We start from the raw sequence: 25,011 nt of genomic DNA, 5'->3' as shown, positions 1-25,011 counted from the left end.
TGACACCATCAATTTCGATATATAAATTGATGGTGTTTTTCTATTTTGTTATATCCTTTAGGTAATTACCACTCATTTCCACCCGCATAATTAACAAATTCTAGTTTATTCATCATCCAAAAATAATTAAATTAAAAAATTTATTTCTGATAATTACATGCATGTCAGTAAAACTTTAGGACAAAAAGTTACAAAAAACATGTATTTATTGTTTCATTTATTAAAGTAATATTACAATTGCGTTGCAATATATACTAATGAGGAAAATGTACCTATAATAGAAGAGAATGAAATTATGCATTTAATTGAGAAAGGAAGAACATATGGATAACAAATTTTATTATAAGACGCCTGCTTTAATGTTAATGATGTTAGCTGGAACGACAACAGTAGCTTATGCTGCGGAAAATGAGGTACAAACGCCTGATACACAGAAACCTGCTACGACGACAACTGCCGCTAAGCCAACTGCAAAGACAACAACTGTGACTGCAGCGAAGCAAGCGAAACCTGTTAATGTTATTGCAACGAAAGATTTAACTAAACAACAATCTTTGACTGCACAATATTCTTTATCTCAAGTTAAAAAAAATACTAATGTACAACCTTCTGTCACAAAAACGGTAGTAAAACCAACAACTCAGCCTGTTGCGAAAACAACTGTAACGAAGCCTGTTGTCAAGACAACTACTCAACCTGTTGCGAAGACTGTTGCTACAAAACCAGTCGTGAAACCAACGGCTCAACCTGTTACGAAAACTGTTGCTACAAAACCTGTTGCCAAGACAACTGCTCAACCTGTTGCCAAGACTGTTGCTACAAAACCTGTTGCCAAGACAACTGCTCAACCTGTTGCGAAAACTGTTGCTACAAAACCTGTTGCCAAGACAACTGCTCAACCTGTTGCGAAAACTGTTGCTACAAAACCTGTTGCCAAAACAACTGCTCAACCTGTTACTGCAAAAAAAGCAATCTTAAGTACGAGAAAAGTTCGTACTTTAACAAGAACAGCACCAGTTAAAGCTAAAAATGTAGATAACATGTCTGTCAATGAATACATTAAATACAACAATTGGGCTGTACCAAAATACGAAGAAAGCTACTTTGATTCACCACAGATTGCATATCGTAACGGTGTCGGCAAACCTGAAGGTATCGTCGCACATGAAACTGCAAACCCTACTTCAACAATTGATGGTGAAATCAATTACATGAAGAATAATTACGAGAATGCTTTCGTACACGCATTTGTTGATGACAAACGTATCGTTGAAGTTGCAAACACAGATTATTTATCTTGGGGTGCTGGTCCACAAGCAAACCCTCGTTTCATCAACGTTGAATTAGTTCGAGTGTACGGTAAAGATGCTTTCAGTCGTTCTATTAATAACTATGCAGATTATTTTGCTACGAACTTATTATATTACGGCCTACCATTAGATAATGCAGATTACGATGGTGAAGGTACAGTCTGGAACCATAAAGCTGTATCAAATTTCTTAGGCGGTACTGATCATACCGATCCAATCGGTTGGTTCGAAGCGAATAACTATACGTTTGATGAATTTTATAGCTTAGTTACAGACAAATATAATCAAAAATTAAATAGTAATGTAGCTCCAACTCCAGCGCCAACACCTGTTACACCTAAACCTGTGCCAACGACACCCGCTGTGAAACCTGTTGCTGTAAGCCCTGTAAAGACTTCAACAGAGCAACGTATGGCTAAGATTAAATCTGCAACAGCTGATGTTTACACAACAGTTTCAGATAAGGCAACGACTAAAGCTGGCAATAAAGCAGATACTGCTTATTATGTTAATAAAAAAGCCGAATATAACGGTGACACATATTATGCGTTAACAGATGAAAATAAAATTCCACGTGGCTGGGTAAAAGCGAATGACACAACATCCGCTGCAATTACAAATGAAACAGCTACTTCAAAGCGATTCGTAGTCAACAGTAAAGCGACAAATATTTATACAACGCCTTGGGGTAGCGCAAAGCAAGCGAAAGCAAGCTTAAAACCATTCATCGGTAAAGATTTCGTTGCTCAAAAGACAGTGAAGGTAGGCGCTACACCATTCTATTATGGTACTGTGAATGCAATTGCTGGTTGGGTGAATTTTAGTGATTTAAGCGCTAAACTACCACCTGTTGTGAAGCCTGCAGTGAAGCCTGCAGTGAAGCCTGTTACTAAACCGGCTGTGAAACCGGCAGTAAAACCTGTTACTAAGCCAGCGGTGAAACCAGCAGTAAAACCTGTTACTAAGCCAGCGGTGAAACCTGCTGTAAAACCTGTTGCTAAACCGGCTGTGAAACCGGCAATAAAACCTGTTGCTAAGCCAGTAACACAATTAGTTAATACATCAAATGAACGTCGTATCGCAAAAATCAAATCAGATCGTGCGGACATATTCACATCAATAACTGAAAAAGCAACTGCTAAAGCAGGCAGTAAATCAAATACTGCATATTACGTTAATAAAAAAGCAGTATTTAATGGTGTCACTTACTACGCTTTAACTGATGATGCAAATATCCCTCGCGGATGGGTAAAAGCTGCAGATACAATTTCTTACGCGATTACACCAGAAACGAAGACATCAAACAAATTCACATTAAACAATAAAGCGACTAACCTATTAACAACACCTTGGGGCAGCACAAATCAAGTTAAAGCGAATGTTAAATCACAAATCGGCAAAGTATTTACTGCCTCTAAATTCGTTAAAGTCGGCACTACACCGTTCTACTTCGGTACTGTCAATACTTTAACAGGCTGGATTTCAGCAGATCAGTTAAATACCATTACACCAGTTAAAGCAAATGCTCCAATAAAAGTAACAGAAATGAAAAACGTTAAATTAATTGGTCGTACTGATGCACGCAATACAGTACTCTACCCTAACATTAATTCAACGAAAAAAGCATCAACAAAACCGGTTGATATGGCATTCTATATTAATCAATCAGCGAAAAAGAACAATGAAAAGTTCTTCTCATTATCTGATCATAAAAATAAATTTATCGGCTGGATCAGCGATACATTCATTAAAGAAAAACCGTATACAACAGTCAGCTGGACAAAAGCTGCATATAAAATTAAAAAACCTACAGGATTTATTTACACAATGCCTGACGGTTCAAAAGCACAACGCATAAAACAACTGAATGCATTAAAAACAAACATCGTTCACGTTATCCGTACTGACAAAGTTGGTCATACGTTATGGCATAAAATCTTATTACCAGATAACACGACAGGGTACGTTGCAGACAGTGACTTATTCTCACAAAACATTCAATATGTAAAAGCTCCTGAAAGCTTAAATGTTGCTGTTACAAAGCAATTACGCTTACAAAATAAAGCGATGAACACAGGACCTAAAGTCATTTACTCAACGCCACAACGTGCTTACAATGAACGCCTTGCAAGTGCAAACGAAATTAAAGCACAATTGAGTACAAAAGATAAAATGGATGATGCTCAACTGAAGTATCAATTCCTTGATTTAGGACAATCTGAAGGCATTAGCGCAAAACAATTAAATAAATTATTAATTGGAAAAGGTGCACTGGAAAACCAAGGTGCAGCATTTGCCATCGCAGCAAAACAATTTAAAATTAACGAAATTTATTTAATCGCGCATGCCATCTTAGAAACTGGTCATGGTAAAAGCCGTCTTGCCAATGGTTTAGGCATTTCAGCGGATAATAAGCATATCGTACCGAATGCTAAGAAGAAATATTACAATATGTACGGTTCTAAAGCAATCGATAACAACGTTGAGTTAGGTGGTATCACTTACGCAAAACAAAACGGTTGGGATAGTGTATCAAAAGCGATTATCGGTGGTGCAAAATATGTTCGTGAAGCTTACATCAATCAAGGTCAACGCACATTACACCAAATGCGCTGGAACCCTGAACACAGTGCCACTCATCAATATGCTACAGACATTAGCTGGGCATCACAAAACGCACGCACAATCGCACGTCTATACAATACTATCGGTATTGAAGGCAAAAACTACATCGTGCATGACTATAAATAAACACGAAAAAACCTCTTTTTTAAAAAAAGAGGTTTTTTCTTTTCATTTTTAGGTTAAAGAAAAAAATATACTAAAATCGAATATCTTTAAAATCGAAATGGTTCTCTAATTGATAATGACTGATGTATCTTTTCAAGTAGTAGAATCAAATCTTTTGATTCTTTATCAGATAATTCACGTAAGAAATTTTGAGCAATTTTTGTTTTTATTTTTTCCGAACGTTCCAATAGACTATTTCCTTTATCAGTCGGAATAAGCACTGTCGTTCGTAAGTCATAAATACTTTGCTCTTTCGTAATATATCCATTATCGACTAATTTCTTTATCGCACGAGATACCGCTGTCTGTTCCTTATTGAGCTTGTAAATCAGTTTCTTTTGTGTCATATTTTCTTCAATAATGATTAGTTCCAGCATATATAACTGTTCACGTGTTAACATGACATCAGACAACTCAGCGGATGCTATTTCATCGATTTTAGAATCTAAATAATATATTAACTGTCCAAATCTTTTTAGTCGCGTTTTGTCCATAGTCTTGTCTCCCAACATTGTTATTACATAAATTATAAGCCCAAAAATTTTGTTTGGCAACAATATATAATGATTTGATAACAAATTGCAAACTATATAATTGTTTATATACTATTTTTTGTGTTTTTTTATTTTGCAATTAATCTGAATAAAAAATATAAATTCAAATTCTGTTTAAGGAGTAATTTTTAATGAGTAAAGCACGTGTCCACTATTTTGATAATGCAAGATTTTTATTAATCGTCCTTGTCGTCTTTGGCCATTTATTACGCTCTTACATTCATGACAACCATTTCTTACAGGCACTCTACATGTTTATCTATAGTTTCCACATGCCTGCTTTCGTATTAATTTCAGGTTATTTTGCGAAAGGTATTCACAAATCTGGTTATTTAATGAAAGTTACAAAGAAATTATTGTTACCTTATATCATTTTCCAGAGTTTTTATGCATTTTATTATTACTATATTGATGATGTGAGTACGCTGGATTTAAATCCATTTGATCCGCAATGGGCGATGTGGTTCCTGCTGAGTTTGTTTACGTGGCAACTCATGTTATTTATCATTAAAGACGTTCGTCCGTGGCTCATGATAACTAGCGCATTTATCGTCGGGATAGCAGTCGGCTATTTCCCCTTTATTAATAATTTGCTCAGCTTATCGCGCACGTTTGTATTCTTCCCATTATTTTTAATCGGGTTCTACGCACAACCTGAGCAGTTTAAATATATTCGTAACAAAAAGTTTGTACCGATTTCGGTACTCATGTTAGCACTTGTCTTTGCCTTTTACATGGTTACAAACTTTAATTTCGAATGGCTGTTCGGGAGTAAGCCATATGAAACTTTAGAACATAAACAAGCCGATATTTATAGCGGTGCGAAACGTGCCTTCATATACTGTATTATTCTTATCAGTACGATCAGTTTCTTAAATATCGTTCCGAATCGTAAACTGCCACTCACTTATATTGGTTCACGCACAATGTTTATTTATTTACTACATGGCTTATTTATCGGTTTATTCCGAGTCAATCATTGGGATGACTATTTTAAAGATGGTGTTGCATCGATAATAATCTTTAGTGTGCTCGTTACGATCTTCCTCGTTTACACCTTGAGTATGAATGCGACGAAAAAGATTGCAGCACCAGTCGTGGAACTTAAAAAGCCAAGTTAAACGCATTACATTCATGTTATTCAAATTAATTTTGTAAATTTAATTTGAATAACATTTATTTATTATTTTTTATTTTTTAAGAAGATTGTATAATTGTAATTGGAGAGCATCATATGTCTGAGACAAATATAAATACATATTGCTTTTTGAAAATATGATGATGAGGAGATTACAAATGCGTTTACTTTGGCAAACACCAGAAGATCGTTTAGCGCTATTAAAAGATTTAGTACAGCATAATAGTATTACAAATACGCAAGGTGAAGTAGATTTCCCTTTTTATATTAAACAGACACTGAATCAGTTAGATTATTTCAAAGCACATGAATCACATATACAATTAATGGAGACACATGATCATAAAAATGCCGTTGCAGCAATGTATCGTTCTCATGTTACGGATGATACCATTATATTAATGAGCCACTTTGATACGGTTGATACGAACGACTTCGGACCATTTGAAGACATAGCTTTCGATTGTGATACGCTCAGTCATGCATATCAACAACATATAACTGAATTTGATGCAAATCATCAGGCTGACATTGAATCAGGCCGTTATTTATTCGGTCGTGGTGTGATGGATATGAAATCAGGTTTAATGATGCATTTAAGTATATTAGAGAAAGCGATTCATGAGGCATGGCCCATCAATATTATACTGCTGACTGTGCCAGATGAAGAAGTGAATTCATCGGGTATGCGTTCTGCTGTCGTACAATTAGCAGACTTTATTGAACAGGAAAACTTAAAATTATTGCTTATTATGAACGGAGAACCAGCGTTTAGTCAGCATCCGCATGATAATCATTACTATATTTATAATGGAACTATCGGTAAAGCGATGCCTTCTGTCTTCGTATACGGAAAAGAAACGCATGTGGGTGAACCGTTAAAAGGTATTAGCGCAAACTATTTAATCAGTCGAATTAATGCACAAGTTGAATATAATAAGACGTTAACAGAAAAATACAAAGATGAAGTCACACCGCTTCCGGTAAGTCTTTATATGAAAGATTTAAAGGAAGATTATAACGTACAGACACCCTTTATGGCAGCAAGTTATTACAATGTATTCTTATTCGAACAAAGTGCTGCTCATATCTTCAAACAATTTCATGCCATCGTTGAAGATGCAATTCATCATTGTAAGCGCGATTTACAAACTGTCTTTGATACTTTACCTGATATACAAGTCATGACGTACAATGACTTACTCGAGCGTATGACTGAGAAACATGGACAGGACGTAATTGATCATATTATGAATGCCATAACGATTCAGGATGACCGACTCTATGCACAGGCTGTTATTAAAGCATTATTATTAATGGATAACAGCAATGACTATACAGTGGTGACTTATTTAAGTGCACCGTATTATCCATCCGTTAATAGCGGTCAGGAGAAACTCATTAAATCGATTTCAAAGTACACGATTAAGCAAATGAAAAAACAATTTAATCGTGAAACGAAGAAAATCTATTATTTCAATGGTATTTCAGATTTAAGTTATGTCAATTATTCGCATGACGATCATGATGTTAACGTTTATACGAAAAATACACCTGGATTTGGCAAACATTACGATATTCCATTCCAGGCGATGAAACGATTAAAAGCACCTGTCATCAATATCGGTGCTTTCGGAAAAGATGCGCATCAATTAACAGAGCGCATTGATATTAAGAGCGTATCTGAAGAAGTGCCTTATGTATTAAATAAAATATTTCATAAATTCTTTATTGAAGATTAAGCGGCATGCGGTGATTGCTTATATGCAATTGCCGCTTTATTATTTTCGATTGCATATCCGCTAAATACAGTGCTTTCAGATGTTGTTTCTGAATAAAGGCAATGCTTTGCGGAACATCTACCTGCATATTATTAATAAAGTAAAGCGTCGTGTGATCTTTATTCCCTTCAAAATGATAAATCATACTATGCTGTACATACATTTGAAAATGCGCTTTTGACTGGTGCACCGGATAATACATCCAATGTAACGTCGGTTCAATAATGATAGGTAAATGATGCGCCTGCTGTGTTAATACTTTTGCGGATAATCTGCGTGTCTTTAAATTACTGCCGAAATAAATGAGCGTATCATCTAACAGTTTCTCCACTCTTCTTTCCACAATTGTCACTTGACCATTCAAGTTATAAATCTTCGTCTTCCCTCCTGCTTCAGGAGACTGATAAATACACATATCGGTCGTTTCAAGTGCCAGCGATAACATATGCCTCACCTCTTATCAAATTTTTTTCTTACCCATATTATAAGTAAAACATGTGAAAAACAGTGATTTTTAATTATTTTTAAACAATAAAACAACATTTATTTAATAAACAAAACATTTTTATTCAAAATGTTAATTTTCATTTAACATAACAATCCTTTATCGTAAAGTTATCCGGAAATAAATGAATATCGCGATATTCGGGCAGGTTAAATGATGTTTGAACAATTGAAAGCAGATTACGATAAAATGATTTATCACTTCATTCATAAATATAAACTGACGTATGAAAGCGATGAATATTACCAGCTCGCGTTGATCAAATTATGGGAACTGGATCAGCAATATGATGCCGTTAAAACACCGAACAAATCGCAATTCATGTATACGAAACTAAACTTCTATTTTATTGATGAAATAAGGAAGTTAAGTAAACGGACACAACGTTTCGTCGTAACAGATGATGTACTGCTAAATAATGACGGTAGTTGTAACGATGATTATGATGCGCTCATCCTACATGAATTAAAGCATCTTCTTCAACCGAAAGAATATGCCTGGTTAATATATGCAATACAAGGTTACAAAATGAAAGACATTGCAGCACAACTAAATGTCAGTGTATCTGCAGTGAAGCAATACAAAGTGAGCGCTCAGCAAAAAATCAGACACTATTATCATGCTGAATAACGTTCTGAAAATTTGTATTGAAAATTCGTGAATTAATTGTATTCAACAAGTGTCAAATTTAGTATAATAGCTATTAGCATGTTTTTACGAGGAGGAATAATCATGGCAGCAAAAGTTGGAGATATTATCGAATTTCACGAAGGTAAACAAGGTATCGTTGAAAAAGTCAATGAAAATTCTGTCATTGTCGATTGTACAATTATGGAGAACTTCGAAAAGTTAGAAATTCCTGAGAAGACCGTTATCAATCATAAACGTTATACAATCGTTGTAGAGGCGTAAACCGATGACACTCAAAAAGCCGATTGCTGGTTTTTTACTTTGGTTTATACTGTATCACTGCATTTTATTCATTATGCGCCAGGAACATCAAGTGTTCTGGCATTTATATACGGGGTTAATGTTGCTCGCATCGATCGGATATATTTATTATGAGCGCAATATTGAGTCAAAGCGTTTACTTGATTCGTTGATTACCGGCATATTAGCAAGCTTCGTAATCGTGATGTTGCACACGTTGCTTTCGTTTATATTACCTGATATTCGATATTTCCATATATTAAAGACACTTGTATCACTTGGCGTATATGTAAAATGGCAACTGATGATTACGCTTGTCATTTCAATTCCGTTACAGGAATTAATGATGCGTATATTATTACAAAATGAGCTTGATACACGCTTCAAGCCTTTAGTAACTGCACTGGTCGTTAGTCTTTGTGCAACAAGTTTATTCGTATACGCAGTGAATATCAACATTTTAATCTTTATCTTCATGACGCAAGTCATACTTGCAATGAGCTATCAGCATACGAAACGACTGATTACACCGATGACTGGACAGATCGTTGCAATCATCTTATTAATATTGATTTACCAAAATTAAAATAATTAATGATTCATGAAACACGCCAACATTTCTGTAGGCGTGTTTTTATTATATTATGATGGCTGAATATTACGTTTGAAAGCTTTCTCTTCATAATACAGCGCTTCTTGTAATAACACATCTTCCTGATAGCGCGACGTATCTACAAATTCAACTTTACTCCCTTTCAGTTCAAATGAATTCGTGCGTTCTTTAAAGGTTAACTGAATATGTAATACAGATGGTTCATCAGGCAAATACACCATTTCAGTTAAATCATGCGCAACATCATGACACTCAGAACATGTCGATAACATCATATGGATGCCTTCCGTACATAACGTCATATCACTTTCGCATAACGACTGCATTTCACCGTTATGTAGTGCAATGACGAAATCCGGACTTTCTTTATCATACATATAACGCACCCACGACTTAATACTTTGTAATGTCGGCGCTGTTAATAAATCGCCATCATTGACGATACCGGCTTCTGATAATGCAATGACACCAATTTTTATTCCTTTATATTCCTGAATGATATATGGCGTATTAAAATAAGGCTCTTTCGTCGAACGGTTTAAAATATTACATGATAGAAACGGAAATTCACTCATTGCATGGGCGCGACTAAAGTACGGTACCCCGAGACTAAAATCATGTGCACTAATATTTGTTGCATCATACTTTAACATGTTCATCATCGTAATGAGCGGAATGCGTTTATATTCTTTTAACGCAGCATAATATGCACTGATGGCTGAACCGGTAAGAAATTGCCCGTTATTGAGTAATATGACATGACCGCTCTGGCGTGCAAGTTTGATATATGTTGCGACTTTGTAAAGATTGATGTCATTTTTCTGAAACATTTCACCTTTAATGTTATTTGTTGTTATAATATGTATATTCATTAATCCTTTTTTCATCGACTCACCTCTTAAATTTATTATAGCATGAGTTGATATTACACTTGATAACCGGAGAATAAAATGACAAATTTAAAACAACAAATATTCATTAATATTATTATTACCGTACTCATTACAAGTTTATTATGGTGGTTATTCGCACGTAATGAAGCAAACCATATACGCGATGATATCCGCTCGTCGATTCGCATCCATACCGAACAAGTCGATGCTTTCTTTAGTGAAACGATTGCTGCAATTGAAAATATTGCGACGACGGTAACATATGAACAATCCATTGACAAAATTAATAATAAAATACAAATGATGAAAAATCGGGACCCGCGTATTATTAATTATTACGTATTAGATCATCAGGCAAAGGTGCTCAATTCTAATTCTGAAGCGATGATTGGCAAAACAATCGCATCAGCAGAATTCTTTAATCACCATGACAATAGGACGTGGAATAATGTAGCCATCAGTCATGTTAGTAAAAATATGATGAATAAAAATATTATATATTTATCGAAACCGATAACGATTAATCATAGGCGCAGGCTTATTGTCGCTGAAGTTGATATTAATACAATCGGGACGGTGATTGACTCACTACAAAAAGATAAAACCGTGACGATTACTGATTTCGATAAACATATTATTTTTCAGTCGAATCATCCTGTAAAGTCGAGTATTAAGGAAACACAGAAGTTCTTAAAAGTAGATTGGAACTTAACAATTAATACGAATAAAAATGTATACTTTCAAGTATTACAAAAAGCGTTATTATCCGGTTTAGTGACGTCATTATTGATTGCAACACTGCAGCTCTTCTATCGCAGCCATAAGACGCAGCTTGAAAATGAAATGTTACTTGCTGATATTAATGCGCAGAAGAAAGAATTAATTGGACAGATGGCTGCGAATACAGCACATGAAATTAAAAACCCGTTGACGTCGATTATTGGATTTGTTGAATTATTAGAATTGCAATATGATAAAGAACGAAAAAATCATTACTTCAGCATCATAAAGACAGAACTGGAACGCATCAATTTAATCGTCGGGCAGTTTCTGCTGCTCGGTAAACCAACGAAACTAGATGTAGAAGTCGTTGATTTGCGTGAAATAGTACGTGAAACGATTGCTTTTATGGATTATGATTTGACGATGCATAATATACGTACAGTGAAGAGCTATACGGATCATCAAACACTTGTGTACGTTGCAATCGATCAGTTTAAACAAATTATTATTAATTTAGTGCAGAATGCTAAAGAGGCGATTGACGCGCAGAAACAAGGTATTATAGAAATTAAAGTTGACCATACGCAGACGCAGGCGATATTAACGATACGTGATAATGGTTGTGGGATGTCGAAAGAAATACTCAACCAGTTATTTGACCCATTCTTTACGACGAAACAAACAGGCACAGGGCTAGGCTTACCTGTTTCTAAAAGTATTATCGAAGCAAATAATGGTGAAATTAAAGTGATTAGTAAAGTCGGTGTTGGTTCGACATTTATTATTAAACTACCGTTGATATCGATACCATCGGAATATGATAAATGAGAGAGGCTGTTGAACTCGCGTTTAGCCCTAAGCAAAAAAAGAAACTCAACCGTAAATCACTCTTTGATTTAGGTTGAGTTTTATTTTAGTCGAAAGGGCTGCAAGTGATGGCCGTTTAGACTATTAATCATAAGAAGTATAAACCTACCTCTCAAACGGCGTTTTCAATGCAGGGCCTCGTCAAATTTCACCCACACCATCGAAATCAAAGTGCGATTTCTTGGTGTGGGTTCCAATTTGTTCAGCCCTGGGCGCATTGAAAACAGCCTCTCCATGTTACCCTATCATAATTCTCTCTTTCGGATATCGATATTTATCTGGTTCAGCTTTACCGCCAAGCATGACAATAAACGAGATTAATCCGACACGGCCAATAAACATTAATATCATAATAACCACCTTACTGCCTGCACTTAAATCTGCAGTTATGCCTAACGATAACCCACACGTCCCAAAGGCGCTCATCACTTCAAAGAATATCGCCAGTAAATCAAAGCGATTATCTTCAAAAAACAAGATAAACAACAATCCTGCAAAGCATATAATAGTTGCGAGCACCATCACGGCAAAGGTACGCTGAATATCAATCGGATCAATTTCTTTATTAAACACTTTAATCGTCGTTCGTCCATTACTATAGTTCATTAAGAAAAGCACTAATATCGCAACTGTCGTCGTTCTAATCCCACCACCAACAGAACTTGGGCTCGAACCGATAAACATGAGTCCGCCCATAAAGAAGCGTGATGCTTCTGTCAGTTGATTTAAATCAATCGTCGTCAGTCCAGCACTTCTCGTTGATGCTGATTGAAACAACGCATAAAACAATCCTTTATGCCACGATATATCTTTGAATGCATGATGCATTTCGAATAAATAAATCACTACTGTCCCGACGATAAATAATATAAAATACGTACTCATCGTCAGTTTCGCAAATAAGCTGAATCTGAAATTCGGAATCTTATTTGTTAAATACGTCTTGATTTCAATAATGACCGGGAAGCCAATCGCACCTAACACGATTAAACACATCGTAATCGTCTGGACAAAATAGTCATCTGCAAAGCTATTTAAAGAGTCCCCTGTAATATCTAAACCACCATTCGTCGTCGCCGATACTGAAGCGAACATCCCGTGGAACAAGGCCTCTTTCACAGAACCCATATCTTTATAGAAATAGAATGCAAGTAACAGCGCGCCGCATATTTCAATAAACAACATCGCTTTAACGATTTCAAGAATCATTGTGACGACACCAGACATTTTGTTCTGGTTGTGGTCAACCATAATTAACTGGCGCTCACGCATTCCAATCTTCTTGCCGATGATAATCCATAACAACGTCCCCATCGCCATTACACCAATACCGCCTAAATTGAGAATGAGCAATATAACACACTGCCCAAATGTCGAATACGTATCTGCAATCGATACAGGTGATAACCCCGTCACACTCACGCCTGAAACAGCGACAAAGAGTGAATCAATATAGCTAATTTCAACGTTTGGTTTATGCACATACGGTAAACGTAGCAATAAAAAAGAAATGAATATCGCAACAAGGTAATATAATACGATACCTTGTTGTGGCGTCAATTTTTGAAATAACTTTAACATATCATCACTTCTTTCTCATGCTTTTTTATAATTTTACTTCTATTTGCTTTTCTGAACCATTACGAACGATCGTCATAATTATGGTATCGCCCACTTTTTTGTCAAAGAATAATATTTTTCTGAAATGTATTTTTGATTCTACATTTTTGTTATCAATCTTCTTAATAACGTCACCGACTTGTAAGCCACTCTTTTGTGCCGTACCATTTGGTTCCATTTGCGTAATTTGAACGCCTTGCTGATCGGTTGGTGAATTCGGATCATTTGGATTTGTCAGTTTACCAATATTCTCTACCATAACGCCAATCTTCGGACGTTTAATGCTGCCCTTTTGCTCAAGTTCATTTAATACGCTTTTCACATCATTCGTCGGAATACTAAATGCGATACCTTCGACGCCATTCATCGATATCTTGAGTGAATTGAGACCGACCATTTGTCCTTGCTGATTTAATAATGGACCGCCTGAATTACCAGGGTTAATTGCAGCATCTGTTTGTAATACATGCATTTCCCAGTCGTAAACCTGGTCACCATCGATATCTACCGGTACATTACGCGATAATCCAGAAATAATACCAGATGACACACTCCCTGCAAACATTTTACCTAATGGGCTGCCCATTGCAATTACAGGTTGACCCGGTTGTAATTTGCTGCTATCTGCCATTGTAATAACCGAATTTAACTTGCCTTTCGGAATGGTTAAAATAGCTAAATCCGTCCATACATCATAACCAAGCATCTTCGCTTTTACTTTCTCATCGCCGAATGACACTTCAATGTCTGGTGCTTTACCAACAACATGATAATTCGTTAATATATATGCTTTACTACCATCCAGTTTATATATAACACCTGTACCGATGCCGACCTCTTCCGGAGACTTCGCTGCTTGTGCGGTATCAATCGTATTTCCTTCTGTCTTTTGCAAGTTGGTCACGCTGACAATATTTTTCATATTTTGTTTAACCGATTGTTCTACCGTCTGTGTAACTTTGTCTGCTTGTTGTTTCTGCTGTTTACCGTTAAATAAACTCATTAACAGAATCCCTAACAGAATACCGACGAGCATACCCATTAATATTTTAGGTAAGTGAGCGAGCCATGAAAATTGATTACGGTGACGTAATCTATCGGTTTGATGCGTTGAATCTTTTGTCGGCTTAATGAAGGCTGTTTCATTAAATTCCTCCTGTTGCGTACGCTGTGCATCGTAATGATCGTGTGCTGATTCTGTAGTATGTATAGCTTGTTCAACGGGTTGATCAACTCTTTGTTTAATGTCTTGTTCAATGTCGGGTTCAGTGTGTTGTGAGGTTTCAGTAACTGCGTTGATTTGATCATGTTCCGTTTTGGCTGTTTCAACATCATTTTGTTGTTTTGCTGGTTGTTGATTAAATTGTTGACTGGATTGTTGTTCGGGTTGCTGAATTGTGTTTACTTCTGCTTCTTCCGGGGCAATGACATGAATTACATCATCTTTTTTATGTAAATATGGAAAGACGTGACGCACTTTTTGATCGTGGTAAAATAATCTTTTCGGACGATTGTAATTTCTCTTTTTAATAACAATTTTGTGTTTAAGATGCATGATTTCCTCCATAAAAAAACTTAGTGTATCTATTATAATATAGATACACTAAGTTTTATACGATATAACGCTATTTTTTAATTGTTCGTTTGCTTTTTCTTACCGCCAAACCAACCAATAGCAAGTATTAACAGTAATACACCCCAGAATGTTAACTGCCATGGTAAACCGTGTGGAAAGTCATGCGGTAATATTTGAATCGATTCATGTGCTAATACCATGACGACTAATTTCACGCCAACCCAGCCAACGATACCGAACGCTGCAGCTTCCAGTGTCGGGTTATCATGTAACAGTTTTACAAACCAAGTTGCTGCAAATCGCATAATAATTACGCCAAGCATCCCACCTGTAAACATTACTAGGAATTGCCCTAAATTCATACCACCAAACTGTGGTCCAACTTCAGGTAACGTAATCGCAATCGCAATTGCCGCAAGCATAGAGTCAATCGCAAAAGCGATATCTGCAAATTCAACTTTCGCAACGGTCATCCAGAAGCCGCTACCTTTCTTACTATACTTCTCAAGTTCCGCTTCTTCCGCTTCACTCGTTGCGTCCCCGGTCTTATAGTAATCGTACAAATTCTTAATCGACATAAAGAGCAAATAAGCAGCACCTAACGCCTGAATTTGCCAGAACTTCGCTAAGTAAGCAATTACAAATAATGACGCAAATCTAAAGATAAATGCTCCAATTAAGCCGTAAAATAAAGCCTTCTTTCGTTGATCCTCCGGTAAATGTTTCACCATTACAGCCATAACAATCGCGTTATCTGCTGCAAGTAAACCTTCCAGCACAACTAGTACAATAACAACCCACGCATAGGTTATTAATATCGACATATCCATAGACTCACTCCGTATTTCTTAATTTAATCTTTGATGTTTGTATTATAAGCGATGATTGTCAAAAAAATGAATAATTTGCTTACAATAAGCTAAACAATTTAATTTCCGGGAACTTATCTAAGAACCAGCGCGTTGCAAATTCATTCTCAAATAAGAATACTTTATTACCAAATCTGTCATCTACTAATATAGAACGACTACCGTTCATACTATCTTTAATATCTTCTTCGTTTTCAATCCAGCGCGCAATTTTGCGACCGACAGGTTCCATCACAACATCAACGTTATATTCATTATTCATACGGTGTTCAAATACTTCGAACTGTAATTGACCAACTGCACCTAGAATGATTTGATTTGTATGCAATGTACGATATAGCTGAATCGCACCTTCCTGTACAAGCTGCTCAATCCCTTTATGGAAATGCTTCTGCTTTAAGACGTTCTTTGGACTTACTTTCATAAAGATCTCCGGTGTAAACTGTGGTAATTTCTCAAATTTAAACTTCTGATTGCCACCAACTAACGTATCTCCAATCTGGAAATTCCCTGAGTCATATAATCCGATAATATCGCCACTTACTGCATGGTTAACAGTCTTCGTATCATCTGCCATAAATGACGTTGAACGTGAAATCTTCATCTTCTTATCTGTTCTTGTAAGCCTCACATCCATACCACGCTCGAATGCCCCACTGACGACACGCATAAATGCAATTCTATCACGATGCTGAGGATTCATATTCGCTTGAATCTTAAAGATAAAGCCTGAGAAACTTTCATCAAATGGTGAAACGACTTCACCTTCTTCAGTATTTCGGCCACTCGGCATTGGCGCGTGATCAACGTATGCATTTAAGAAGTTCTGTACACCAAAGTTCGCAAGTGCTGATCCGAAGAATACCGGTGTTAAGTCACCTGATAATAATTTATCATTATCAAAGTCTTCTCCTGCACCGTCCACTAACATTAATTCTTCTACAGCCTGCTCAAATGCAGAATCATTTGTTATCGGATGTTCTTCTGTCAGTTCGTAATCTTCATTTAAATGCAGTACATTCTCTTCGTCACGGAACGGTTCAATCGTTCTTTCTTTACGATCGATAATACCGAAGAACGATGGCCCCATTCCGATTGGCCAGTTCATTGGATATGTTTCAATTTCTAATGTTTTCTCGATTTCTTCTAATAATTCAAACGGCTCTTTACCGACACGGTCAAGTTTATTAATAAATGTGAAGATCGGAATACCACGCATTTTACATACTTTAAATAACTTTAATGTTTGCGGCTCAATACCTTTCGCACAGTCAATGACCATGACCGCACTATCGACCGCCATTAATGTACGATACGTATCTTCAGAGAAATCTTCGTGCCCTGGTGTATCTAATATATTAATTTTAAAGTTATCATAGTCGAACTGCATGACAGAGCTTGTAACAGAAATCCCACGCTCTTTCTCAACGTCCATCCAGTCACTCGTAGCAAACTTCCCTGTCTTCTTCCCTTTTACTGTCCCCGCTTCACGTATCGCGCCACCGAATAACAATAATTTCTCTGTTAACGTCGTCTTACCGGCATCCGGGTGAGAAATAATCGCAAACGTCTTTCTTATTTCTACTTCTTGTTTTAATGTCATATTGTACTCCTTATACTTCGCTCGTCCACTGTGCAATTGATAATGCCAGTTGATTCGCTTCTTTTTCGTCTAATATATTAAATAAATGGTGGTATAAATGATCCACTAAAGCGTCACCGTATATATCGTAACCAAACTGAATTGAGAAGAAGATATCCGGCACGCTCACTAATATTGTTTCTTCTTTTTTATTCTCATGAATATACACTTTACATTGCAATGTCTCTCCGTTATTGTTTCTAATCTTCATTATGATCTCTCCCGTATTTAGCGTAGGCTGCTTCAAGCCCGATTAAATCATCGCGATGCGGCACTTTTACGTATCCTGGCATAATTTGATACGGCTCACGTCCTTTAGATGCAAGCACGACCATGTCACCCGGTTCGCTCATTGCGATTGCATGACGAATCCCTTCTGCACGATCAAGAAAAGATACAAAGCGGTCATGTGTTGCACCTGATTCTAACGCATCCGTTAATTTCTTTGGATCATCATTTGCCGGATTATCAGGTGTAAAGATAACATAATCAGCACGGCATGCAATGGCACCCATTTCAGGTGTCTTTGTTAAATCACGTTCGCCAGCCATACCCACTAAGAATATAAGCTTACCACGTTTAAATGGTTCTACCGCATCAATCAGTTTATTCATGCCGTCTGGTGTATGCGCGTAATCAATAATTAAATCAATCGGTAACGTGCGATCCAGCACTTCTAATCGACCTTCAACTGGATTTAAATGTTCAGTTGCTTGTGCTAAAGCTTCAATTGCATGTTCTTGCGTCCACATGGCAGTGAGTGCAGCAAGCATGTTATACACATTGAATCGTCCGATATACGGACATTTAATTGTTACTGTTCCATCCGGTGTTATCATATCAAACTGGATGCCATGAATCGTTTCAACTATATTCGTTGCACGGACATCACATTCATGTTCAATGCCATACGTGATGACTTCACGTGGTGTTGCAATCGAAAGTTCTGAAGCATACGGATCATCACCATTCACGATTGCAAACTTCGGTTTCGAATAATCATTACCGAGCTGCGCGAACAGTAATGTTTTATGGAAGCCATAACGCTCCATCGTGCCATGAAAGTCTAAATGATCTTGCGTTAAATTAGTGAATATTGCAGCATCAATGTCCACACCATTCGTTCTGCCTAACGCGAGACCGTGACTACTCATCTCCATGGACATCGCTTGTGCACCTTGATTGAGTGCGTCATTTATATGATTGTTTAATGTAATCGTTTCTGGCGTTGAATTGGATCCTTTCGCCACATCTTCATTATATTGAAATCCATTCGTCCCGAGATAGGCCGAATTAATGTGTAATGCACGATGCAGATGATGAATCATCGTTGCAACACTTGTCTTACCATTCGTCCCGGTTACGCCATAAGTTGTCAGATGCTGACTTGGAAAGTCCATCAGAAACTGGGCAAATATATTAGCGACTTTAATAGTATCGCGCACGACGACTTGTCCAACATGTCCAGGTAATTCAGCCATGTAATGATCAACGACGACCATTCTACACCCTTGTGCAATTACATTCGGAATAAATTGATGACTATCTACTGTATAACCATGACTTGCAACGAAGACTGCATCTTCAGTCGCTTGTCTTGAATCAACGACGATATTATTGATTGTTTCAGGAAATTTACCGTAAAGTTGCTTCGCTTTTATTACATTCAGCAATGCTTGCGTGTCCATGAAAAGACCTCCTTTAGTTCAATTCTTTATTATACACCTTTTTAAAATTTTCGCCTATACAAGTTAGTATGTTCTTTCAAATTAAATAGCGTATAATGAACATAATCAAAACGTCAATGGAGGTTACTATGTCTGAAATTATCGTCAGCCAACTAACAAAATCATTCCATCAGCAGCATGTCTTTCAAAACATTAGCTTTTCCGTGAATAAAGGCGAAATCGTTGGGATAATCGGTGCGTCCGGTTCTGGAAAAACAACATTAATCCAATGTATGCTTGGCATATTACAACCCGATCATGGCACCGTCACGATCAATAATCAATTTATGCCGGATTTAAATGCATTACAACATATCGGGTATATGGCACAATCAGATGCATTATATGAAGATTTAACCGGATTAGAGCATTTGAAATTTTTCGGGCGTATATATCAATTAAAGAAAGCTGAACTTGTTCGTGCCATCGAACGCGTCGCTGATATTACGGATTTAACACCCCATTTGAATAAACGCGTCGCGGGCTATTCAGGTGGCATGAAGCGTCGTCTGTCTTTAGCCATCAGTTTATTACATCAGCCGGAACTTATTATACTTGATGAGCCGACAGTCGGTATCGACCCCATCTTAAAACGTAAAATCTGGCATGCCTTTAACGATTTACACGCACAAGGGACAACGATTATTATTACAACACATATTATGGAAGAAGCTGAAGCATGTGATAAGTTATTGTTACTGTATAACAATACTATGATTGGTTTCGGTGCACCAGACCGATTAAAAGCCCATTATGAAGTAGATACAATTGAAGATATCTTTATTAAAGTAGGTGAAACGCAATGAATATCTTAACGATTGCACAGCGTATTATTACGCAAATCGTACGTGATAAACGCACATTAATGTTATTGTTTGTAGCACCTGTGTTATTGCTGACGTTACTGCATTATATCTTCCAGACAGTAGACGATGGTAAAGTGAAAGTCGGTATTTACCATATTCCGAGTGCATTATCAGAACAACTGGAACAGCACAATATTAAACAAATCAAGATCAGTTCGGATGAACATATTAAACAAACGATTGAATCACAAAATTTAGACGCCGTATTGATTACGCAAGAAGATAAGACCGATGTTTATTATGAGAATATTGATCCCGCTAAAAAAATGAAAGTAAAACAAGCGATTGAAGCATATAAAATTAAAGCGAAATTCTCACAATCACAAGTGGTCATTACTGAAATGCAGCAAAAGTTTGAAGCGATGCAGCAGCAACTCGAAAAGATGCAACAACAAATTGCAAAACTTGGCCCGTTACTCAAACGTGTCGGTATTGATATGCCGGAAATGAATAAAAATGAAAAAATAAAGCAACCTGCTCAGGACGAAACAATTAAAGACCACTATATATATGGTGATCAGGATAGCAATTATTTTGACATGATTAATCCTGTATTAATTGCATTTTTCGTATTCTTTTTCACGTTTTTAATTTCAGGTATTACTTTACTTAAGGAACGTACGACAGGTACACTATATAAGTTACTGTCAACACCGATTAAACGCTCTGAAATTGTATTGGGTTATATGCTGGGATTCTCACTATTTGCAACGATACAAACCGTTATCCTTGTAATATATGCTGTATATGTGTTGAAAATTCATGTTGAAGGTAGTCTTTTACTGTTTATCATGAGCAATATTATGCTTGCGTTCGTGGCACTTGGGCTCGGTTTATTGATCTCAACATTTGCAAAATCTGAATTCCAAATGATACAATTTATTCCACTTATCATTGTACCTCAAATACTGTTTAGTGGTTTGATACCGATAGAGAATATGCATCGCCCGTTACAACTCTTAAGCTATACGATGCCGTTGAAATATGGTGCAGATAACTTAAATCGCATTATGATTAAAGGACAAGCCATTGAAATTATGCCGAATATTATTGTGTTGCTCGTCCTTTTCGCATTATTAATGGTTGCGAATATCATTTTACTGAAACGCTACCGTAATATATAATGAAGCTTCAATTGTAAAGATATCTCAAAAATATTGTAATTTTATTGTAATTATCATGATATCTTTTCACAAAGATGTGATAATAAGATAGAATTAAACTTAATGATACTGTCCTTCAGTTAAACATAAATTAAATGAATCGGAGTGTACTTATGCTGATTAAAAATAAAAAAATATTGATTTTGACTGGTTCTTTTGGCAATGGTCATATTTCTGTTACGAACGCACTTGTCAATCAATTCAATAAAATGCACTTACCGAATGTTACAGTAATTGAACACGATTTGTTTCAGGAAGCACATCCTGTAATTAATAGTATTGCTAAAAAATATTATATTAATAGCTATAAATACTTCAGAAAATCATACAAATACTTTTACTATGCAAGACCGGATAAGACGGATGCTTGTTTCTATAAATATTATGGTTTAAACAGATTGGTGAATTTAATTATTAAAGAGAAACCAGATTTAATATTATTAACTTTCCCGACACCTGTCGTATCGATATTAAAGCGTGATTTCAACATTCATATACCGGTATGTACGGTCATTACGGATTACAAAATGCATAAAAACTGGATTACTTTCAATTCAGATAAATATTATGTTGCAACAGAAAGCTTACAAAACGAACTAATGACGTTAGGTATTCCGAAAGACAACATTCAAATAACAGGAATCCCTATTCACGATCAATTTAATCAACACGTCGACCGCAATTCATGGTTAATTGAACATGGACTGAATCCTGACAAAAAGACATTGCTCATGGTTGCTGGTGCATTTGGCGTGATGGAAGGTTTCAATGAAATGCTTGCCGCGCTTGTCGATAAAAGCGACCATCAATTCGTAGTCGTGTGCGGTAAAAATGAACAACTTGTGAATACGTTGAAACAACGATTTAAAGGTAAAAATGTACTTGTGATGGGTTATACAAAACAGATGGCTGAATGGATGTCATCATGTGATTTAATGTTAACGAAACCAGGCGGTATTACGATTACTGAAAGTTTATGCAAGCATATTCCACTTGTGTTTTTCAACCCGGCACCTGGTCAGGAAGGCGAAAATGCAGTTTACTTTAGCAATAAAGGTTATGCACGCATTACGCATACGTACGATGAAACAACACACGTCATTTTAGATTTATTAAATCATGAACAAGAATTAAATCGACTGACTCAAAATATGAAACAAGATTTTCTACCAAATTCTGCACAAAACATTTGCCGTTCAATCATCGAAATTTTAAACGAATCAATCATTCAACACGAAGTTCATTCGAAAGCGAGATTATATGCGCGACTCTTCGCGAAATAGATTTGCCGGCAAGAATTTCTGGTTGATGATTTTGATTTTGTTTTTAATGGAATTTGCACGTGGAATGTATATTTTGAGTTATTTACCGATATTGCCGACGACCGCTTCTAAAGTGACTGTCGGTATCGTATCATTTGCCATTACGCTTCATTTTATCAGTGATGCATTGACCAACTTTGGCGTCGGCTTCATGTTGAAACGTTACGGGACGAAGATCGTATTAAATAGTGGATTTATACTTGCGATTGTCGGTTTGTCACTTGTGGTATTTTTTCAGAATCCATTGTCACTTATTATAGCTGCGATATTAACAGGGATTGCTGTCAGCCCAATCTGGGTGATTATGCTAAGTTCTATCGATGACGCGAAGCGCAGCAAGCATATGGGTTATGTTTATTTCGCGTGGCTTGTCGGGATGATGACAGGTATGATTATGATGAATTTAATCTTTAAAGTGCATCCGACGAAGTTTACATTCTTAATGCCTGTATTTGCATTCATTGCATGGTGCCTTTATTTGTTTGTCCATGTTGAAGTCTCATTCTTTGAGAAGAAATCACTGAAGACACAGGCATTACATATTAAACAAGTGATGATGCGTCATCTCTTACTGTTTCCCGGTATTTTGATTCAAGGTTTAGCAATTGGAATGCTTGTTCCGATATTACCGAGTTATGCGATTAATAATTTACATGTCACAACATTAGAATATACATACATATTAATCGCTGGTGGCGTTGGTTGTACTATATCAATGTTATTTATTTCAAAGTTTATGGATGACGTGTCTAACGTCTATTCATATATCGTCATATTAACCGGTTTTATCGTTTACGGTGTCGCGATTTTCTTTATGACTCAAATTTCTAATTATTATTTAGTATTAATTTCTGCGTTAGTTATCGGGATATTTTACGGCTTGTTGCTGCCAGGCTGGAATGCATTTATGGCCAGTCAAGTTGAACCGAAACTGAAAGAAGAATCGTGGGGCGTGTTTAATTCATTACAAGGCATCGGCACGATGCTTGGCCCTGTGATCGGTGGTATACTTACTGAACTCTTTCATAATACAAATGTCACGCTATTTATATCAGCGAGTTTATTTATCTTTTTAGCATTGTTTTACGGTATTTACTTTATCCGTGTTTATAGACAGAATAAGAGAGCCCATCATTAAGATGCACTCTCTTTTTTTGTTATTTATATTTGTTTAACAGTGATTCTAAAAACGGAATGAGTTGTTCTTTCATATCAGAACGCATCGCATATTCCATCGTTGTCTTAACAAATCCAATCTTATCACCAACGTCGTAACGATCACCTTCAAAGTCATACGCATAGACCGCATCATCTTCATTCACGCGTGCAATTGCATCTGTCAATTGAATTTCCCCACCTGCACCAATATTTTGCTCTTCTAAATAGTTAAAAATATCCGGTGTTAATACATAGCGACCCATAATGGCCAAACGTGAATCTGTTGTTCCTAATTTCGGTTTCTCAACTAACGTTTCGATTTCGTACAGGCGTCCATTCTGAGATTTGGATTCAATCATGCCGTATCGTTCAGTATCTTCATACGCTACAGTTTTAGCGCCGATTACAGATTTCTGTTTCTCATCGTATACATCCATTAACTGTTTGATCGCTGGCACTTCTCCGTCAACAATATCATCTCCGAGTAAGACAGCAAATGGTTCATCGCCAATAAATTGTTTCGCTGTCCAGATCGCATGCCCTAATCCTTGTGGTGATTTTTGTCGAACGTAAAAGATATTTGCTAAATGCGTAGAATGCTGAACTTTCTCAAGTAAGTCTAATTTGCCTTTTTCTTTCAAGTTAAGCTCGAGTTCCATTTGAGCATCGAAGTGATCTTCTATCGCACGTTTATGCTTTCCTGTAACAATAATAATATCTTCAATACCTGCTGCAACCGCTTCTTCAACGATATATTGAATGGTCGGTTTATCTAATATCGGAAGAATTTCTTTCGGCATCGCTTTCGTCGCAGGTAAAAAGCGCGACCCGATTCCCGCAGCTGGAATAATTGCTTTTCTAACTTTTGACATATGAATAGCCACCTTTAATTCAAATTCATTTTACTGTTATGTATGTATATTTATTTAAGTTTAACATAATATGAATAAAAAATAATATGAAA

The 25,011-nt window shown here is 36.4% G+C and carries 20 protein-coding genes and 1 pseudogene; 11 read left to right on the top strand and 10 right to left on the bottom strand.

Translation table 11 applies throughout. The features are described from left to right. Positions 1–323: 323 nt before the first annotated feature. Complete coding sequence (locus OCL94_RS07190; protein WP_262995996.1) at positions 324–4,061, top strand: N-acetylmuramoyl-L-alanine amidase; 3,738 nt, start codon at positions 324–326, stop codon at positions 4,059–4,061. Positions 4,062–4,147: 86 nt separating this feature from the next. Here OCL94_RS07190 and OCL94_RS07185 read toward each other — a convergent pair whose 3' ends face one another. Continuing rightward, entirely contained in the window at positions 4,148–4,594 is a 447-nt protein-coding gene (locus OCL94_RS07185) for a MarR family winged helix-turn-helix transcriptional regulator (RefSeq protein ID WP_262995994.1), read from the bottom strand. A gap of 191 nt (positions 4,595–4,785) precedes the next feature. On the opposite strand from OCL94_RS07185, the gene OCL94_RS07180 reads away from it, so the two are divergent. Together OCL94_RS07180 and OCL94_RS07175 are read left to right on the top strand one after the other, a co-directional pair. Further along, a complete protein-coding gene (locus OCL94_RS07180) occupies positions 4,786–5,775 on the top strand; it encodes an acyltransferase family protein (RefSeq protein WP_262995992.1) in 990 nt (329 codons plus the stop codon). A 175-nt stretch (positions 5,776–5,950) separates the two neighbouring features. Continuing rightward, complete coding sequence (locus OCL94_RS07175; protein ID WP_262995990.1) at positions 5,951–7,534, top strand: M20/M25/M40 family metallo-hydrolase; 1,584 nt, start codon at positions 5,951–5,953, stop codon at positions 7,532–7,534. Here OCL94_RS07175 and OCL94_RS07170 read toward each other — a convergent pair. Then, a complete protein-coding gene (locus tag OCL94_RS07170) occupies positions 7,521–8,018 on the bottom strand; it encodes a competence protein ComK (RefSeq protein WP_262995987.1) in 498 nt (165 codons plus the stop codon). The genes OCL94_RS07175 and OCL94_RS07170 overlap by 14 nt on opposite strands. Positions 8,019–8,231: 213 nt before the next feature. Between OCL94_RS07170 and OCL94_RS07165 the strand changes: the two genes are divergently transcribed. The 3 genes from OCL94_RS07165 to OCL94_RS07155 all read left to right on the top strand — a co-directional run bounded on the left by OCL94_RS07165 (position 8,232) and on the right by OCL94_RS07155 (position 9,594). Further along, positions 8,232–8,708 carry a sigma-70 family RNA polymerase sigma factor gene (locus OCL94_RS07165; protein WP_262995985.1) on the top strand — a complete coding sequence of 159 codons (477 nt, stop codon included), beginning with the start codon at positions 8,232–8,234 and terminating at the stop codon, positions 8,706–8,708. 99 nt (positions 8,709–8,807) lie between these two features. Further along, on the top strand, positions 8,808–8,990 hold the full coding sequence (locus OCL94_RS07160; RefSeq protein ID WP_262996183.1) for a YkvS family protein: 183 nt from the start codon (positions 8,808–8,810) through the stop codon (positions 8,988–8,990). A gap of 4 nt (positions 8,991–8,994) precedes the next feature. After that, on the top strand, positions 8,995–9,594 hold the full coding sequence (locus OCL94_RS07155) for a CPBP family glutamic-type intramembrane protease (RefSeq protein WP_262995983.1): 600 nt from the start codon (positions 8,995–8,997) through the stop codon (positions 9,592–9,594). Positions 9,595–9,650: 56 nt separating this feature from the next. Here OCL94_RS07155 and OCL94_RS07150 read toward each other — a convergent pair whose 3' ends face one another. Then, on the bottom strand, positions 9,651–10,508 hold the full coding sequence (locus OCL94_RS07150; RefSeq protein ID WP_262995981.1) for a metallophosphoesterase family protein: 858 nt from the start codon (positions 10,506–10,508) through the stop codon (positions 9,651–9,653). A gap of 63 nt (positions 10,509–10,571) precedes the next feature. Between OCL94_RS07150 and OCL94_RS07145 the strand changes: the two genes are divergently transcribed. Further along, entirely contained in the window at positions 10,572–12,065 is a 1,494-nt protein-coding gene (locus tag OCL94_RS07145) for an ATP-binding protein (RefSeq protein WP_262995979.1), read from the top strand. Between the two features lie 276 nt (positions 12,066–12,341). Here OCL94_RS07145 and OCL94_RS07140 read toward each other — a convergent pair whose 3' ends face one another. The 6 genes from OCL94_RS07140 to OCL94_RS07115 all read right to left on the bottom strand — a co-directional run bounded on the left by OCL94_RS07140 (position 12,342) and on the right by OCL94_RS07115 (position 19,499). Then, on the bottom strand, positions 12,342–13,685 hold the full coding sequence (locus tag OCL94_RS07140) for a TrkH family potassium uptake protein (RefSeq protein ID WP_262995977.1): 1,344 nt from the start codon (positions 13,683–13,685) through the stop codon (positions 12,342–12,344). 25 nt (positions 13,686–13,710) lie between these two features. Beyond that, positions 13,711–15,279 (bottom strand): S1C family serine protease, encoded by a 1,569-nt coding sequence (locus OCL94_RS07135; RefSeq protein WP_262995975.1) that lies wholly within the window; start codon positions 15,277–15,279, stop codon positions 13,711–13,713. Between the two features lie 77 nt (positions 15,280–15,356). Further along, positions 15,357–16,130, bottom strand: coding sequence for a TerC family protein (locus tag OCL94_RS07130; protein WP_262995973.1), 774 nt, complete (start codon positions 16,128–16,130; stop codon positions 15,357–15,359). A gap of 79 nt (positions 16,131–16,209) precedes the next feature. Beyond that, on the bottom strand, positions 16,210–17,772 hold the full coding sequence (locus OCL94_RS07125) for a peptide chain release factor 3 (RefSeq protein ID WP_262995971.1): 1,563 nt from the start codon (positions 17,770–17,772) through the stop codon (positions 16,210–16,212). A 10-nt stretch (positions 17,773–17,782) separates the two neighbouring features. Continuing rightward, on the bottom strand, positions 17,783–18,022 hold the full coding sequence (locus tag OCL94_RS07120; RefSeq protein ID WP_262995969.1) for a YueH family protein: 240 nt from the start codon (positions 18,020–18,022) through the stop codon (positions 17,783–17,785). Further along, positions 18,012–19,499 carry a UDP-N-acetylmuramoyl-L-alanyl-D-glutamate--L-lysine ligase gene (locus tag OCL94_RS07115; protein ID WP_262995967.1) on the bottom strand — a complete coding sequence of 496 codons (1,488 nt, stop codon included), beginning with the start codon at positions 19,497–19,499 and terminating at the stop codon, positions 18,012–18,014. The genes OCL94_RS07120 and OCL94_RS07115 overlap by 11 nt, the downstream gene beginning before the upstream one ends. A gap of 182 nt (positions 19,500–19,681) precedes the next feature. Between OCL94_RS07115 and OCL94_RS07110 the strand changes: the two are divergent. From OCL94_RS07110 to ltaA, 4 genes and pseudogenes are all read left to right on the top strand, one after another. Continuing rightward, positions 19,682–20,344 (top strand): annotated as a pseudogene (locus tag OCL94_RS07110) (ABC transporter ATP-binding protein); the annotation flags it as partial. Beyond that, the gene (locus OCL94_RS07105) at positions 20,341–21,528 is read left to right on the top strand and encodes an ABC transporter permease (protein WP_262995963.1); all 1,188 of its coding nucleotides are present in this window, start codon (positions 20,341–20,343) and stop codon (positions 21,526–21,528) included. The pseudogene OCL94_RS07110 and the gene OCL94_RS07105, both read left to right, overlap by 4 nt. A 152-nt stretch (positions 21,529–21,680) precedes the next feature. Beyond that, entirely contained in the window at positions 21,681–22,850 is a 1,170-nt protein-coding gene (locus OCL94_RS07100) for a diglucosyl diacylglycerol synthase (RefSeq protein WP_262995961.1), read from the top strand. Continuing rightward, positions 22,828–24,027, top strand: coding sequence for a lipoteichoic acid biosynthesis MFS flippase LtaA (gene ltaA, locus OCL94_RS07095; protein ID WP_262995960.1), 1,200 nt, complete (start codon positions 22,828–22,830; stop codon positions 24,025–24,027). The genes OCL94_RS07100 and ltaA overlap by 23 nt, the downstream gene beginning before the upstream one ends. Positions 24,028–24,046: 19 nt before the next feature. Here the strand turns inward: ltaA and galU are convergent, their stop codons facing one another. Further along, a complete protein-coding gene (gene galU / locus OCL94_RS07090) occupies positions 24,047–24,919 on the bottom strand; it encodes a UTP--glucose-1-phosphate uridylyltransferase GalU (RefSeq protein WP_262995958.1) in 873 nt (290 codons plus the stop codon). Positions 24,920–25,011 lie beyond the last annotated feature (92 nt).

This window comes from Macrococcus capreoli, assembly GCF_025628935.1.
GTDB classification, from domain to species: domain Bacteria; phylum Bacillota; class Bacilli; order Staphylococcales; family Staphylococcaceae; genus Macrococcoides; species Macrococcoides capreoli.
Note: the sequence above shows the minus strand (reverse complement) of the source record. Positions and strands in the feature narration are given on the sequence as shown.

Coding starts and splice junctions, on each gene's coding strand:
- OCL94_RS07170 (WP_262995987.1), bottom strand. CDS start 8,018: ATGTTATCGCTGGCACTTGAAACGACCGATATGTGTATTTATCAGTCT.
- OCL94_RS07145 (WP_262995979.1), top strand. CDS start 10,572: ATGACAAATTTAAAACAACAAATATTCATTAATATTATTATTACCGTA.
- OCL94_RS07125 (WP_262995971.1), bottom strand. CDS start 17,772: ATGACATTAAAACAAGAAGTAGAAATAAGAAAGACGTTTGCGATTATT.
- OCL94_RS07100 (WP_262995961.1), top strand. CDS start 21,681: ATGCTGATTAAAAATAAAAAAATATTGATTTTGACTGGTTCTTTTGGC.
- OCL94_RS07120 (WP_262995969.1), bottom strand. CDS start 18,022: ATGAAGATTAGAAACAATAACGGAGAGACATTGCAATGTAAAGTGTAT.
- OCL94_RS07155 (WP_262995983.1), top strand. CDS start 8,995: ATGACACTCAAAAAGCCGATTGCTGGTTTTTTACTTTGGTTTATACTG.
- OCL94_RS07135 (WP_262995975.1), bottom strand. CDS start 15,279: ATGCATCTTAAACACAAAATTGTTATTAAAAAGAGAAATTACAATCGT.
- OCL94_RS07105 (WP_262995963.1), top strand. CDS start 20,341: ATGAATATCTTAACGATTGCACAGCGTATTATTACGCAAATCGTACGT.
- OCL94_RS07150 (WP_262995981.1), bottom strand. CDS start 10,508: ATGAAAAAAGGATTAATGAATATACATATTATAACAACAAATAACATT.
- OCL94_RS07115 (WP_262995967.1), bottom strand. CDS start 19,499: ATGGACACGCAAGCATTGCTGAATGTAATAAAAGCGAAGCAACTTTAC.
- ltaA (WP_262995960.1), top strand. CDS start 22,828: ATGCGCGACTCTTCGCGAAATAGATTTGCCGGCAAGAATTTCTGGTTG.
- OCL94_RS07140 (WP_262995977.1), bottom strand. CDS start 13,685: ATGTTAAAGTTATTTCAAAAATTGACGCCACAACAAGGTATCGTATTA.
- OCL94_RS07190 (WP_262995996.1), top strand. CDS start 324: ATGGATAACAAATTTTATTATAAGACGCCTGCTTTAATGTTAATGATG.
- OCL94_RS07185 (WP_262995994.1), bottom strand. CDS start 4,594: ATGGACAAAACGCGACTAAAAAGATTTGGACAGTTAATATATTATTTA.
- galU (WP_262995958.1), bottom strand. CDS start 24,919: ATGTCAAAAGTTAGAAAAGCAATTATTCCAGCTGCGGGAATCGGGTCG.
- OCL94_RS07130 (WP_262995973.1), bottom strand. CDS start 16,130: ATGGATATGTCGATATTAATAACCTATGCGTGGGTTGTTATTGTACTA.
- OCL94_RS07175 (WP_262995990.1), top strand. CDS start 5,951: ATGCGTTTACTTTGGCAAACACCAGAAGATCGTTTAGCGCTATTAAAA.
- OCL94_RS07180 (WP_262995992.1), top strand. CDS start 4,786: ATGAGTAAAGCACGTGTCCACTATTTTGATAATGCAAGATTTTTATTA.
- OCL94_RS07165 (WP_262995985.1), top strand. CDS start 8,232: ATGATGTTTGAACAATTGAAAGCAGATTACGATAAAATGATTTATCAC.